Origin of the sequence: Desulfomarina profundi, assembly GCF_019703855.1 — a bacterium.
GTDB classification, from domain to species: domain Bacteria; phylum Desulfobacterota; class Desulfobulbia; order Desulfobulbales; family Desulfocapsaceae; genus Desulfomarina; species Desulfomarina profundi.
In genome coordinates this window covers 1,441,298-1,456,188 of the sequence record NZ_AP024086.1, presented here as the reverse complement: position 1 = coordinate 1,456,188, position 14,891 = coordinate 1,441,298, and the positions used below count along the sequence as shown (strand labels likewise).

General features: G+C 43.5%; 11 protein-coding genes. 5 read left to right on the top strand and 6 right to left on the bottom strand.

The genetic code is table 11. From position 1 onward, the window contains the following. Positions 1–64: 64 nt before the first annotated feature. The 3 genes from neuC to LO777_RS06755 are packed head-to-tail and all read right to left on the bottom strand — an operon-like array spanning position 65 to position 3,354. Positions 65–1,237: a UDP-N-acetylglucosamine 2-epimerase gene (gene neuC, locus LO777_RS06765; protein ID WP_268907525.1), complete on the bottom strand. Its 1,173-nt coding sequence runs from the start codon at positions 1,235–1,237 to the stop codon at positions 65–67. After that, positions 1,227–2,378 carry a LegC family aminotransferase gene (locus tag LO777_RS06760; RefSeq protein WP_228856763.1) on the bottom strand — a complete coding sequence of 384 codons (1,152 nt, stop codon included), beginning with the start codon at positions 2,376–2,378 and terminating at the stop codon, positions 1,227–1,229. The genes neuC and LO777_RS06760 overlap by 11 nt, the downstream gene beginning before the upstream one ends. Continuing rightward, on the bottom strand, positions 2,371–3,354 hold the full coding sequence (locus tag LO777_RS06755; RefSeq protein ID WP_228856762.1) for an NAD-dependent 4,6-dehydratase LegB: 984 nt from the start codon (positions 3,352–3,354) through the stop codon (positions 2,371–2,373). Before LO777_RS06755 ends, LO777_RS06760 begins: the two co-directional genes overlap by 8 nt. A gap of 247 nt (positions 3,355–3,601) precedes the next feature. Here LO777_RS06755 and LO777_RS06750 point away from each other — a divergent pair, with 247 nt between their 5' ends. From LO777_RS06750 to LO777_RS06730, 5 genes are all read left to right on the top strand, one after another. Further along, positions 3,602–4,648: a DUF354 domain-containing protein gene (locus LO777_RS06750; RefSeq protein WP_228856761.1), complete on the top strand. Its 1,047-nt coding sequence runs from the start codon at positions 3,602–3,604 to the stop codon at positions 4,646–4,648. 1 nt (position 4,649) lies between these two features. Then, positions 4,650–6,605: an asparagine synthase (glutamine-hydrolyzing) gene (gene asnB, locus LO777_RS06745; protein ID WP_268907524.1), complete on the top strand. Its 1,956-nt coding sequence runs from the start codon at positions 4,650–4,652 to the stop codon at positions 6,603–6,605. An 81-nt stretch (positions 6,606–6,686) separates the two neighbouring features. Beyond that, entirely contained in the window at positions 6,687–7,880 is a 1,194-nt protein-coding gene (locus LO777_RS06740) for a hypothetical protein (RefSeq protein WP_228856759.1), read from the top strand. Between the two features lie 72 nt (positions 7,881–7,952). Continuing rightward, entirely contained in the window at positions 7,953–9,041 is a 1,089-nt protein-coding gene (locus tag LO777_RS06735) for a glycosyltransferase (protein WP_228857345.1), read from the top strand. Between the two features lie 6 nt (positions 9,042–9,047). Next, a complete protein-coding gene (locus LO777_RS06730; RefSeq protein WP_228856758.1) occupies positions 9,048–10,145 on the top strand; it encodes a glycosyltransferase in 1,098 nt (365 codons plus the stop codon). 22 nt (positions 10,146–10,167) lie between these two features. On the opposite strand, the gene LO777_RS06725 is transcribed toward LO777_RS06730, so the two are convergent. The 3 genes from LO777_RS06725 to LO777_RS06715 all read right to left on the bottom strand — a co-directional run bounded on the left by LO777_RS06725 (position 10,168) and on the right by LO777_RS06715 (position 14,710). Beyond that, positions 10,168–10,920, bottom strand: coding sequence for a class I SAM-dependent methyltransferase (locus LO777_RS06725; RefSeq protein ID WP_228856757.1), 753 nt, complete (start codon positions 10,918–10,920; stop codon positions 10,168–10,170). Between the two features lie 154 nt (positions 10,921–11,074). Then, positions 11,075–12,028, bottom strand: a complete 954-nt coding sequence (locus LO777_RS06720; RefSeq protein ID WP_228856756.1) for a glycosyltransferase family 2 protein — start codon at positions 12,026–12,028, stop codon at positions 11,075–11,077. 39 nt (positions 12,029–12,067) lie between these two features. Then, positions 12,068–14,710, bottom strand: a complete 2,643-nt coding sequence (locus LO777_RS06715; protein WP_228856755.1) for a hypothetical protein — start codon at positions 14,708–14,710, stop codon at positions 12,068–12,070. Between the last annotated feature and the right edge of the window lie 181 nt (positions 14,711–14,891).

Below are 14,891 nucleotides of genomic sequence, written 5' to 3'. Positions count from 1 at the left end.
TTCATTTCTCTGTTGCACCTCAAAGACATAAAAGACTGAATCATTGAATACAGCTATACTTTTTCTATGAAAATTCGATATCATAAAAACTTTTTTTCAAGGATTTTTCCCAATTATACTCTTCAATAACCGTCACAATCTTTCGGGAAACGTCTTTTCCCATATAGGGATTGGTAATGGTATTTAACGATTCCCTGAACTCTTTTTTGTACAGCTGCTCAAGTGCTTTCTCAATATCCTTTCTCTCCGGTCTGCACGAAATGACACTTTCGGCAAACAGTCGGCCTTTCTGCCGGTCACCAATATTTACAGTACCTATGCCAAAACTCGGCACTTCAATGATACCACTTGAAGAATTCCCAACGACACCATCCATAAACTGCAGAGCTGAAAGAAATCGAACCTGTCCGAGAGAAGAAAAAGCCCTGGTGTTTTCCCGGTTCTTTTTTACATACTCATCGATCATTTGAATGATGATTCTACCATCCGTATCAGCATTGGGCTTGGTGAAAATAATTTTTGTGTCGTCTAGAGAGTCCAGTGCATCAAGCAGTTCTCCAAACTGTTTACCGACCGAATTTTCCCCGAGAGTTTCCGGATGAAAAGTGACAAGAAGATTTTTTTCCCCAAGTTTAAAATCTATGCTTTTTTCAAATTCCTCTCTTTCGAGTAAATCAATATTGTTTATATTTTCCAGACCAAGGGCACCTACCCGATATACAGTGTCAGGTTGTTCTCCCAGTTGAATAACCCTGTTTCTGTAAGAATCAGTTGCTGTAAAATGCAGATGTGACATCTTACTCACCGCATGCCGGATCGCATCATCAACCGCACCCTCCGTCAATTCTCCACCGTGGATGTGAGCCACAGGGATTCTGAAAATGAGAGCCGTTGACACGGCAGACAGAATTTCAAACCTGTCTCCGAGAACTACCAGCATGTCCGGCTTAAGATCCTCAAACGCGTCAGCAAAACCAATTTGTGCAACCCCCATGGACTTGCCGATTCCAACAGGAGAATCTGAAGAGAGCAGCATTTCAATTTTCCTGTCAATCCCAAAGCCATCAACAGGAATTTCCTTATAGGTCAAGCCAAACTCAGGAGAAAGGTGAGTACCGGTAACAATGAGCTGAAGCTTCAGTTTTTCTGAGTTCTGAATCTTTTTCAGCAGGGGAACCAACAGGCCATATTCCGCACGCGTCCCCGTCATCACACATATTTTTCTTTTATTCGTCATTAAGGACCACACTGCTGGGAATATTGACCAATCTCTCTGCAAGCCAGTTAGTATTCTGCAGGTTTCTGGAAAAATCACGCTTATACATGGGAAGAGTATGAAGCGGCTTCCATACCGGCCGGGTCATTACTCCATTACCGTTAGTAAATTCAAGAAACGAATCCCTCTCGTTTCTGTCCTTAAGCAATAGCGCATTGAGCCAGTAATTAGAGTAAGCATCAACAGGTTCAGTAACCAGTTCAACACGTTGCTGCCCAGCCCATGTTGTGTATTCAGAGGCAAGTTCCCTCTTTCTGATGACAAAATTTTTCAATTGTTCCATCTGGGCACAACCAAGGGCAGCATTTAGATTGGGCATGCGATAGTTAAACCCCACTTCATCATGTTCATAGAGCCACGGGTGTTTTTTTTTGGCAGTGGTTGTCAGATGCTTTGCCCTGACAGCCAGGGATTCATCATCTGTAACAATCATTCCACCACCACCGGTAGTAATAATTTTATTCCCATTAAAGCTGAAAACAGACATTTTCCCGAATCTGCCAGTATGTCTATTCTTATACATACTGCCAAGTGATTCAGCCGCATCTTCAATCAAAACCAGATTATACTCACTGCAGATTTCAGCAATTTCAGTTAGCCGGGCAGGATGACCAAAAGTATGCATAGGTACACATGCCCTTATTATTTTGCCGCTTTGTCTGTTGCGACACAACCCCCTCCGGTCCTTCTCTGTGTTTTCATGTAGAAATTCAAGAAGACTTTCCGGTGACAGTCCCAGAGAGGTCCTGTCCACATCTACAAAGACAGGATTCGCACCGCAATATCGTATGGCAGCACAGGTGGCAGCAAAGGTCAGCGACTGGGTAATCACCTCATCATTCTGACCGACATCCGCCAGCAGAAGAGACATATGCAACGCGGCTGTGCCATTCACCGTGGCTACAGCGTACCTGCAACCGGTATAATCTGCAACCAGCCGTTCAAACTTCTCCACAAAGCTTCCAACACTTGAGACAAAAGTGGAATTGATTGTCTCCATGACATACTCTTTTTCTCTGCCGGTAAACCTCGGTTCATGGAGAGGAATAAAAGCATCACATCGATAAATATCTCGAACACAATCAACGAAACTCTTAAACATTATATATATCAGTTTTAAATTTTTTCAGATTTTCTGGTCGGGAGAGCCAGGTTATAGTGCGCTGCAGTCCTTCCCGGATCGACACTTCTGGTTGGAATCCGGTCAACTCCCTTATTTTACTGTTATCACACCAGAGTCTGAAAACTTCTGATTTTTCAGGTCGCACTCTCTCTTTTTCAGTTTGAAAAATGACATCACTGTCCATCAGTTCCTTGATAAGGTTTAACGTATCAGCAATGGATATCTCAAAATTGGACCCGATATTGATCACCTGTCCCACAGCGGAATCACATTCCGCAAGAGCCATGAATCCTCTGCAGGTATCCTCCACATAATTGAAATCTCTGGTGGGGGAAAGATCTCCCAGCCTGATAATTTTCTTTCCCGCAGCGATCTGGGTAATGATTGTAGGGATTACAGCTCTGACAGACTGCCTGGGACCATAGGTATTAAATGGCCTGACAATAATCACGGGAAGATTGAATGCATTATAAAAACTGATTGCCATAGCATCCGCCGCAATTTTCGTGGCACTGTATGGAGATTGGGCCTGTAGAGGGTGTTCTTCGTCAATGGGTACATATTGGGCCGTTCCATATACCTCACTTGTTGAAGTATGAATAACACGGGGTACATTATTTTCCAGGGCGGCCTGACATATATTCAATGTGCCGGTAATATTTGTATCGACATAACTTGCCGGAGCAATATATGAGTAAGGAATGGCAATAAGAGCTGCAAGATGATAAATACAATCAATATCTTTTGTTATCTCCTTGCAGAAGAAAGGATCCCGTACATCTCCGGTCACTACCTCTATTTTTTCCAGAAACTCACTTTCTTCCAGCCAACCCCAGTCATTAAAGGAATTATACTGAGCCAGGGCCTTCACCCGATATCCCTTCTGTGCCAGCATTTCAGTTAAGTGTGAGCCGATAAAACCATCTGCCCCGGTGACGAGAACTCTTTTTCCCATGACTTTTTCCCTCTGACCAACTTTTTTCTTCAAAAATTTCCTTGATTCTGCAAGGTTTCAGGACCGAAATATATCAGCTCGACAAAGTAAAATTTTCTACCACAAAAACTACCCGAAAACAAACAAAAAGCTGTTATCAAACAGTAAAGCGTGGTAAGAAAACTCAAACATCCGGCATCTTGCGACAACCCATTTCCAAGATGGTCATTTTTGTTTGATATTAATCAGTTATTATTTTCTCTGACCTATGAGTTACAATAAAAAAGTTTTTCTTATCGATATTCTCCATCCGGCCCATGTGCACTTTTTCCGCAATGTGATCATGGAACTGAAAAACCTGGGTCACAAGGTGATTATCACTGCCCGCGAAAAGGAAATCAGCATTGATCTGCTTGAGGCATATGATCTGGATTATCATCTTATAAGCAGACAACGTAATGGAATAATGCTTTTTTGGGAAATGATTGTTCGCACCTTTCGGTTAATGGTGATATGTCGCAGGGAAAAACCTGATCTGCTGATGGGTATCATGGGGCCATCAATTGCTCTGGCCGGTTTTCTTCTGCGGATCCCCAGGTGGATTTTCTACGATACAGAAAATGCCTGGATGACCAACTGTTTTGCCTATCCTCTGGCAACCCGGATCTATACCCCCCAATGTTATCTGAGCAAACAGCGGAGTAATGAAACCCGGTACCCGGGATATCATGAGCTGGCTTATCTCCACCCGAATCGTTTTCAGATTGACAAAAAGATTGTTGAAAAATATGGCATAGATCCTGATGCTCCCTATGTAATTGTCCGCTTTGTCAGCTGGCAGGCCTCACATGATGCTGGTGAAAAAGGTCTCTCAATCGAGCAGAAGGTGGAGCTGGTAGACCATCTTGAACAATTTGCAGATGTTTATATTTCTTCCGAATCCCCCCTGCCAGAAAACCTGTCGGCAAGACGACTGAATGCGGCAATTGAAGACATACACCATATTCTGGCCTGCTCCCGTCTTGTCGTTGGAGAAAGTGCCACCATGGCCTCAGAAGCTGCCGTTCTTGGGACTAAGGCTATATTCATTTCTGATACCAAGCGTGGATACACTCTGGAGCAGGAAAAACTATACAATCTTGTTGGGAATTTTTCATGCTCCCAGCTCAAAAAAGTCCACTCACTGATCCAGGAGGAACTTTCCGATCCGTCGTCCGTGGAAGACAGGAAAAAAGCCCATCAGCGTTTATTACAGGATCGCATTGATGTCAGTTCATTTATTCTTGATGAAATCTCTGAAAAAATAACCTCCTGATATGTGTGGTATTGCTGGAATCATAGGAAATAACAGCAGGAAACAGCTGGCAGGAATGTTACAGAACATTGTCCATCGTGGTCCCGACTGTTCAGGTTTGCAACAGTTTTCAGACAGCATTATCGGCAATGTACGCCTCAGTATTATTGATATAGAAGGCGGAAAGCAACCGATACAGGATCCTCTCAATAAAAACTGGGTGGTCCTCAATGGAGAACTTTACAATTACCTGGAAACGAGATCTCATTACAGCAGCATGGGGTACCCGTTCTCCACCCGTACCGATACGGAAATCCTTCTTCCTCTTTATGATGAGTACGGCCTCAGGATGTTCGACAGGCTGAACGGCATGTTCTCCTTCTGTCTCTTTGATGAAAAAAATGAAACTATTATTATCGGACGTGACCATTTTGGTATTAAACCATTAGTTTATACAATTCATGACAATTGCCTCTATTTTTCATCGGAAATAAAATCATTTTTTGCAATTCCCGGATGGCAGGCCAGACCAGACATGGACGCCTGGCACACTTTTTTTAATATCCGCTTTCCCCCAGCTCCCCTGACACTTTTTAAGGATGTTTTCAAGCTTCCTCCCGGATGCTATATTGAACTCCATAAAAAAACCGGGGATGTTTCCATTCCTGCAACACACAAAAAACTCCGTTCCCTGTGCTGTGGGCAATATCAGGGTGGAATTTACCGTCATTACCAGTTGCCCAATGCAGCAACTACCCTCACCTTTAATGATGCCATTGACCGGGCAACCACCCTCTTCCAGGACAGTATCAACAGTCAGATGATCGCCGATGTTCCCGTCGGGGTCTATCTCTCTGGAGGAATTGACTCTTCAACTGTTACAGCATTTGCAAGCCAATTCGGGAAAAAAGGTATAAACACATTCTGCCTGGGATTTGGGGAACCAACGGATGAGAATGATGACGCCAGGCTTATTGCTGATTATTTCAAGACAACCCATGTGGATATCACTCTTGATGTCAATCCCCTGGATCAGTTCAAAGAGGCAGTTTACCACATGGAAGAGCCAAAGGTTAACTGCCTGCAGGGCTTTATTCTTGCAAAAGAAGCTGTAAAACATCAAAAGGTCGTTCTCAGTGGTCTGGGGGGGGATGAACTTTTTGGCGGATATGATATTTACGCAATTGGAGCAATTCTTGACCAGTTCCGCAAGAAACCTTTTTCATACGCCCTCAGGGCATCGGGAACAGTCTTGCAATCACTCTGCAGCTTAAACGAGAACCTGAAGTATGACCTCCACCGGAGAGGCAGTTCTCTTTTGAGGCAGATTGACAATCCCCTTAAGCTCTATATTTTGCTCCGGAATGGCTGGGATCACGACAGCAAACTGCTTGGATCTGTTTACCGCAAAGGTTTCTTTGATAACAACATCAGACCAGTCCATAAACATTTTGAAACTTCCTTCCCTCAACAGGAATCCCTTGCCGACAGTTTTATGCGTTTTGAGTTTCAAAACAAAATGGTTGATGATTTTCTGGCCAATGAAGATCGCATGTCAATGGCAGCAAGCCTTGAGTCAAGAGTACCGTTTCTTGACAAACATATCGTTGAATTTGCCTTTTCCCTTCCCGTTGCATGGAAAATCAAAAGAAACAGGCGAAAACTTTTTCTCAAAAACCTTCTTGCGGAAACGATACCGGAGCACATTCTTGCAAAAAAGAAACAGGGATTTACCTTTAATCCTGTCCTCCAGGCACAAAAAGATCTTGTCCCACTTGCCCGAAAGTATCTGACAAGAGAGCGGGTTGAAGACAGTGGAGTATTCAACTTTGATTATATCAATACAATCATGACAGCTACTCCTCACCGGAACCTCAGGTGGCATTTTTTCCTTTTATGGAAAATCCTTGGCTATCATATATGGGAGGATATCTTTATCCATAGTTCATATCAGCCGCCAAAAACAGATATCACCTGAATCGATAAATATCAGAAAAATGAATTCAGCTGAACCAGACTGAGTTTGCCAGTGAACAGAAAACAATTGTACGATCTGAACATGAACAGAAGAAAAAATAATCAAATTCTGCAGACTCTTTTACTGAATGCAAAAACTGATCAATATCGAGGATACAACAAACACGATGGACTGCTTAGTCCTTTTCTTTCCCGGCTTCTTGGAGGCAGTCGTATTCCCAGGCTTCTCGCCATCCAGAGTCTCATGCGTGCTCCAGTCAACCTCAGGCCCCTCTTCGGTGTCCCCAGGAGCATCAATCCCAAGGGAATTGGCCTCTTCAGTCATGCGAATCTGAACCTGTATGCAAAATCGCAGAAAGATGAATACAGACAGGAAGCGGAAAATCTGCTTTCATGGTTAATAGAGCGTGGCAATACATCCTTTCCCGGTATCTCCTGGGGCTACCAGTATCCATGGCAGGATGTCGGTTTCTTCGCTCCGGCAAACTTTCCGAACAGGGTTGTCACATGCTGGATAGGGTATGCTTTTTTCCGGGCATGGGAACTCCTCGGGAAAGAGGAATATCTGGATATCTGTAAACGAATATGTGTTTTCCTCCGGCAGTCACCAAACAGGATCGCTGATACGGATACAGAACTCTGCTTCAGTTATGTTCCTGACAAAAAAGTAACATGGGCGGTCATGGACGTCAGCGCCCTGTGCGGCAAACTATTTGCCCTGACCGGAACTACCCTGAACGATGAAGATCTGCTTGCGGATGCTGCACGGTGTATGAATTGGGTCATTAACCGGCAGACACCATACCATGCCTGGTACTATACTGATCCTCCAGGGGATTCCCATATTACCCATGACAATTACCACAGCGGGATTATACTTGACTGTATTGCCGATTACATGATGACTACAGGGACAGATAATTTCAGGGAACAGTACCTCAATGGTCTGGAATTTTATGAAAACAATCTATTCTGTGAAAACGGTGCACCAAAATGGATGAATAACAGAGTAACCCCATATGATATCCATGGCGCCGCCCAGGGAATTATTACCTTTTCCATAGCCTCGCGTTTTAACAGCTCCTCTTTGAAAAAAGCAGAACAGATATTGACCTGGACCCTGAAAAATCTGTACAATCACAAAACCGGGAACTTCTGGTATCAGAAGAATAAAATCTATACAAAAAAATTCACTCTACTGCGATGGTGTAACGCGTGGATGGCTCGTGCAATCTCCGAATTCCTTGCAACCACAGGAAAAACAGACAATGGCTGAAAATCCTCGGATAGTCATGATCATTGATCGTTATGCCCCTCTCTGGGAGGAACGGAGAATCAGTTGCGACAGATGGTTCAGCACCTGACACTTCAACATTGTCAGATTTTTATTCTCACAAGAAGGTGGAAAAAAGAACTCCCCCGTGAAAACAGAGTTGACGGCATCCCGGTCAAGAGAGTTGGTTTACCAGGCAGATCTTTACTGTCCACAATCTCCTATATTACCCAGCTTTTCGTGGTATTATTTCAAAAAAGGCGTGAATATGACATTATCCATACCAACGGTGCGGCTGCCCTTGGTACACTTGGCTCGATATTTGCACGACTTCTGCGAAAAAAGAATGTGGCGAGAATAAGCAGTGCTGGCCGTATTCCTGAATTAAAGAAAAAACTGTTTGGCTCACCCGCTCTGAATTTTTTGCGTAAATCAGATGTAATTATCAGTCTATCCAAAGCAATAGACAGTGAGCTCTTCAGCATTCAATACCCGCTTGAAAAAACAGCCCGAATATCCAATGGGGTTGATGCTTCAAGATTTCGTCCCTACTCTCAGGAAAAGCGCTGTGAATGGAGAAAAAAGCATAATCTTCCCGAAAATGCGCTGCTTGTTATTTATGCGAGTCTTTTCAAACCGGGAAAAGGACACGTCACTCTTCTCCACGCCTGGAGTTTTATTGAAAAAGATTTTCCGAAGAGCTGGCTAATTCTTCTAGGTGGAGGCAACTATCAGCTCCCCGGTACTACCAGAGAAATCATGACAGTTGCAGAATCCCTGAAATTATCCAGGGTAATTTTTGCCGGCGAAGCATCAGATACAGCTCAGTTTACAGGAATTGCAGATATATGTGCTTTCCCGGCGGAGGATGACAGCGAAGGATGCCCGAATACCCTGCTGGAAGCAATGTCTGCTCAACTGGCTCCGGTTGCCTTTAACACAAATGGTGTCAGGGACTTGATAGTTGATGAGACATCAGGGTTGCTGGTTAATGAAAAAACTGAAAGGGCGTTCGCAAAGGCCCTCAACCGCGTATTACGTTCAGAAGAATTAAGGAAGCGTCTTTCCGGAGCTGCGCGGCAATATATTATAAATAACCATGATTTTAATACGATAGCCAGTGAATATGTGCTGCTTTACAGGCAATTGCTCCAGGAGGACTGAGAGACAATGCGTCTGTTAATCATCAGTGGAAGACTCGGGGTAGGCGGTGCAGAACGTTTTGTCAGTAACCTTCTTTCTTTTATAGATCATTCAAAAATAAATACCTCCCTCTGCCTGCTTGAAAACAGGATTGACTACCCGTTACCGGAAAAAATCCCCGTATCAATATTACCTGCCGGAAAGAAAAAAAATTACCTCCAGAAAATAAGCTATCTGCACAGGGTTATAGAACAGAACAATCCCGATGTAATAATCAGCAATATTGCTCTGGTGAATCGGCTGACTGGAGCCGCACTCAGAAAAATGGTTCAACCACCATACTGGATCGCGAGAATCGGCAATCATCCAGCCAAAGGCGGAAGAAGCTGGTGGAGAAACCGGGTCAATATGTACTGGGACAGGTATGCATATCAATCAGTGGACAGGTTTCTTGTGAATTCCAAAGGCCTGTTACAGGGGCTTGCCGATGTACACCCAGGGTCAAAAGGAAAAACAACTGTGATTTATAATCCGGTTGACTTCCAGACCCTGGAAGAAGAATCCAACTTGCCGCCATCCTGCCTGAGATCTCCGGAAAAACAACTCATTATTGCCGTTGGTCGTTTTCATCGACAAAAGCGGTATGATCTGATGATCAGGGCATTTTCTGAAATCCGCCGACAGCAGCAAGTGGAATTATGGATATGTGGTGATGGGTATCTCCGCCCACAGATCGAGCGGGATATCAACAGGTATAGTCTGAAAAATGATGTTCGTCTGCTGGGATATGCGGCCAATCCCTTTTCTCTCATGCGTCAGGCTGATCTTTTCCTTATGACCAGTGACTGGGAAGGTATGCCCAACGCCCTGGTGGAAGCCATGGGCCTGGGTATTGCTGCTGTAGCAACTGATTGCGAATTTGGTCCCGGTGAGATCATAGAACATGAAGTCAATGGCTTACTGGCAACTCCCGGAAATCCGGAACAGATAACAGCCATGAGTCTGGATCTTCTCCGGAACAAAGAAAGACGTCTGACGATGGCAGAAAAAGGTAAGGAGAGGGTTCGTTCTCTGTTCAACAGAGAGCAGATTATGCGGCAGTGGACTGATTTTCTCCTCCCATAAATCTTCTTTCCCTGCTGACGTTTTATTTTTCCGCCACTATCATATTATGCCAGCCAAACAAATGCCCAAGGGGCCTCTTTATAAAGAGGGGCATCCATCCGGTCAGCTTTCTGAAACCATATGTAAAAGGATATTCCTTGGTTACGGTAATTTGGGAAAAATTACTGAACAACTTATTGATGCCTTTTCTGTCATATGTGTACACAACAGGACAGTGATCCTTCATGTTCTGTGGAGACTCATAGGGAATATTGAACAATCTGTGAATCAGATTAACGAGCGAATATGTTGCATACAGCATGATATAGGCCCTACCCCCTTTCTTCAACACCCGGTAGACTTCATCCACAGATTTCTGGATATCAGGTGTGTGGTGCAGAACCCCGAATGAATAAACAAAATCCATTTCTTCATCTTCAAAAGGAAGTTTCTCGGCATTCGCTACCATATATCTGATTGTGTAACCTTCCTGCTCAGCTCTCTCCCTGGCAATATCAATAGCGTTCCGGGTCAAATCCACAGCGGTCAGGTTAAACCCGCATTTATGCAGTTGCACAGAGTCGATGCCGATACCGCAACCGATCTCCAGGAGCCTTTTATCCTTGAATTCACTGTTACTGAATTGTCGAAAAAGATCTGTCAGGTGGTAATGATGCCTGTACCGCTTTTCTTCAATTTCCCGCCAGTATTCCGCTGAACCACGGTCTTTGTTGGTATAATATTCGTTATTTACATGAGATGCCCAGAATGATTCAACAGTTTTTATATCTGCCATTTTTCCTGCCTGATTTATCTGAAAATTCTGCGACTAAAGATTGCTCTGCCGCAATCGGGTTTCCATTACTTTGTTGCACCCAAAGGGCATAAATACCCAAAGGCCATAAATTACCGAGCCTGAGGCACGACTATGCCGGTTTACCTGCAACTCTTTATTGTTCTCTGTTCCTGTTAAACTCATTTTTTTTCAGCCTGTATTGGATATCTTCAAGCAGTCTCCGGTTGACAGACAAGAGATCCGCGAGGAAGGCAACCATCACTATCTGAAACCCTATTCCGATCATGATTGAAGCAAAAATTAACGACTGAATATGGCCTGTTCCATCACCTGTTAAGTAAAAATAAAGAAAACGACCCCCGGTCAGTATCCCGCATAAAAGAAAGATAAGACCGATGGAAAGGAAAAAACGAAACGGTTTGTATACTACAAAAATACGGACAATGGTAACAATCGATTTTTTTATATAGGAAGGAATACTTCTCATCAGCCTTGATGGCCTCAGAAAAGGATTAGTCCTGATTGGAACCGAAACAATGACAATATTTTTCTGACCGGCCTGAATTATCGTTTCAAGGGTATAGGTATACTCGTTAAAAACATTCAGCTGCATGGCAAAGTCACGGCTGATTGCCCGGAAGCCGCTTGTTACATCTTCCACTTTTGTTTTACTCGCGCTGCGAACCACCTTGCTGCCAAGTTTCTGCAATATTTTTTTTATGGAAGAAAAATGCTCAATATCATCTATCGGCCTGCTGCCGACAACGATATCCGCTTCCCCTCGCAAAATCGGACCGGTTATCAGAGGAATGTCATCGGCATTATATTGATTGTCAGCATCGGTGTTAACAATTACATCCGCACCCAGACGCAATGAAGCATTGATACCTGCCATAAACCCTTTGGCCAGGCCCTTGTTTTTCTTAAAACGAATGATATGGTCAACTCCATACTTTTCCGCAACCTGAACAGTATTGTCTTTGCTGCCATCATCAATAACCAGCCATTCCACCGAATCAAAACCTTCCACTTCCCTGGGAAGTGCTTCAAGGCAGACTGGCAGCGTTTTCTCTTCGTTAAAACATGGAATCTGAATTATAAGTTTCACAATTCTCCCATTAAAATGATTATCACAGGCCGCAGGAACCTACTTCTCCCGAGCACAGGCAGTCTGTTTTCGCTTCTTCATTTTACTTATCTCAAAAAAGACTATTGGCAACAGAAAAACACCACCGAGATAAATAAAGTAAAGATATCTCCATCTTGGCCAGACAACAAAAAACATAAAAAACGCTTGATACAGAAAAAATCCCGAATAAAATGCGGAGACAGGTACCCAGCGGTACAGGAAAAACACAAGGCAGAGGCCGACCAACGCAAAAGAACTGTTCCAGAAAAGAAATCTTCCAGAAAAAAGACCGCTGTACTGTGCTGTTTTTCGAAATAATTTTTTGAAGTTCTCAGCAAGATAACCGCTTTGGGGGTTATATACCATATCGCTACGCATTTCCCGAACACTGAGCCAGGCCTGGGGTGGGAAATGCGTATCAGTGTACCAGGTTGAAGCCACCGGAGAAGTTCCCAGGGATGCCGTAAAAACCCTCGTTCTCTCGGCCAGGTAATCTTCAATGTAATAGTTTCCGCTGTTCTTGAGAATCGAACTCAGTTTACTCGTTTTTTTCTCAAGTGTGTTCTTTGCAAAATTATTCTGTGCAGGCTTATGGTAAATCACAAAATTGGGAAGAACAAGGTAATAGATTACCAGAAGCAGTGTGGAAACAACTGCAAATGTCACAATACCTTTTTTGCAGTGGTGGCAGAAATAAAAGAGAATACATGGGATCAGAGGAAGATAAACAATGCCATTGAATCTCAGAGAACACAAAAGGAAAAACAGTACTGCCAGAAAAACCGCATTCCTTGTATTCAGGGTAATACGTTCACTGCAGTACAGTTTTTTGTAGAGCAGGTAACTGAGAAAAAATGCCCAGAACAAAACAAGGGTGGAATAGGGAATATCCTTCCAGAATGTTATATTGAACAGGTTGACAGGCAGGGAGAAAAAGGGCAGCACGAGGGCAGGTAACAGGATAAGCAATGAAAGCCCTTCTGAATACAATGTATAAAAGAAAAGTCCGGAGAGCAGTTGGAAGCTGACCATCTGTACAATAATGACCATCAGGGGTGCATCAAAAATATTATACAACCCCAATGCGAAAACTGAATAGATGTAGGGATGGTGATTTGTAAACTGCAGCCACTTTGCCTCCCTGTTGATATATAAGGAATCAGGAGTCATGCTCCCTGGCCATTCCGCCGCCAGAAAAGCCAGGTTAATCCCCAGTCCCGCGAGAAAAACAAACCAGAAAAACCAGCGTTTATCCCTTACGAACAGTTTGGTGAACCAGTTACCTTGAGTAGATTGGGTCCAGAACTCCAAACGGCTGACCCAGTACAGGAGAAGTGTTATCACCCCTGCTGTCAGTATCTGTACAAACAGTAATCCTCCATGAAAACGTTTTTGTTTTACCTGGCGTAAATCTTTCGCATCCAGAACGATATCACCAGCTGTTCCGTTGGAAACGGGATAAGTATATTTTTTTCCCTCAGAATCTTTTAAAAGAATTTCTCTGAACTCAATTGAACTTGCAAGAACAGCGGATTTTCCCAGGTAAGCGACTTCGTTCTTTCGGGCATCATTTTTTCGGAACAAAGCGACCCTTTTATTATCAAGACTGATCTCGAGGATATCAGTTCGCTTAACACCACCATCAAGAACAACTTCAAAAGAATAGATCCTGTCCCTGAACGTTATGACATCATTCGGGGTTAAAAAACGTTTTCCCTTTTTTTCCGAAAGTCTCACCACAGTAGGTATTTCTGCCGCATTCGGATTTTCATTACTTTGTTGTACCCACCGAGGCGTAAATGGTTGAACCGATTGGACCGGCGAAGAAACAGACAACCTGCCATCATTCCAGTCAATATATCTGCCGTTGACAATAATCTGTTTTATAAAAACGGGGCGGTCAGAGTCTCCAATGAAGTTCTTTTTAATTTTTACAGTCAACAGTTGCGCAGGTTTTATTTCCCTGATGGAACGCTCTGGAACCAATACAATTTTTATTCTTTTTATTTTCTGTCTTGGCAGGGGCAGATACTTTTCAAATTTCAGACGGTAGCGGTCAATAATAGAGGTTATTTGGCCTTCCGTTTTCTGACCGAAATAGTATCTTTCAGTCTCATCATACCGATTTTGTCCATATCCGTCGTAGTAGGCAACCCGGCCATTTTCTGATGAAACTTTTGCTATACCGGAAAAAACAGTGTGGAAAAGATTAAAGGCAAACAGACGATCCTGGTCGAAAAACACAATTTTAGCATCGGGATACAACTTCAGCTGTCGGCCTGTGTGGTTTTTCTTATATCTCTGCCATTGTCCCCACTTATGTTCCCCTTCAATAATGAAATGCTTCTTCTCTATATCTTCCTTATCAACAATCAGCCACACCCCATATCCATGGGAGTGAAAATTTTTCAAACCAATGGGTTCAACTGTTACTGCTCCAAGCTTCTCACCATTTTTTACTGGCTGACCCGCAGAAAACCTGACATCAATAGAATCATATGCATTAAATCCATTGCCGTAGTCCCAGTAAATTTTTCCGTCTACTCGACCATTAATCAGTCCATTGACCGACAGCTTCAGCCCTGGGAAATATCCGTATGTGACAGTGAAATACATTGTCAGAGCAATAAACAGGGCTGAGAGCAGCCACATGTCGCGCATCGATTTTTTCTGAGACCGGGTGTGGGTCATGGCGGGAGAGTTATTGTTTTACAAATCCAAGTTTTTTTATCAGCCTGACGGGCAGTAGTGAATTCAAGAGTTCAATTTCTCTCCTGGTCGCCTCGAGCTGTTCCTTTAACAGAGCTATCTGATCTTCCTGGTAGTTTATCAGTGCGTGCTG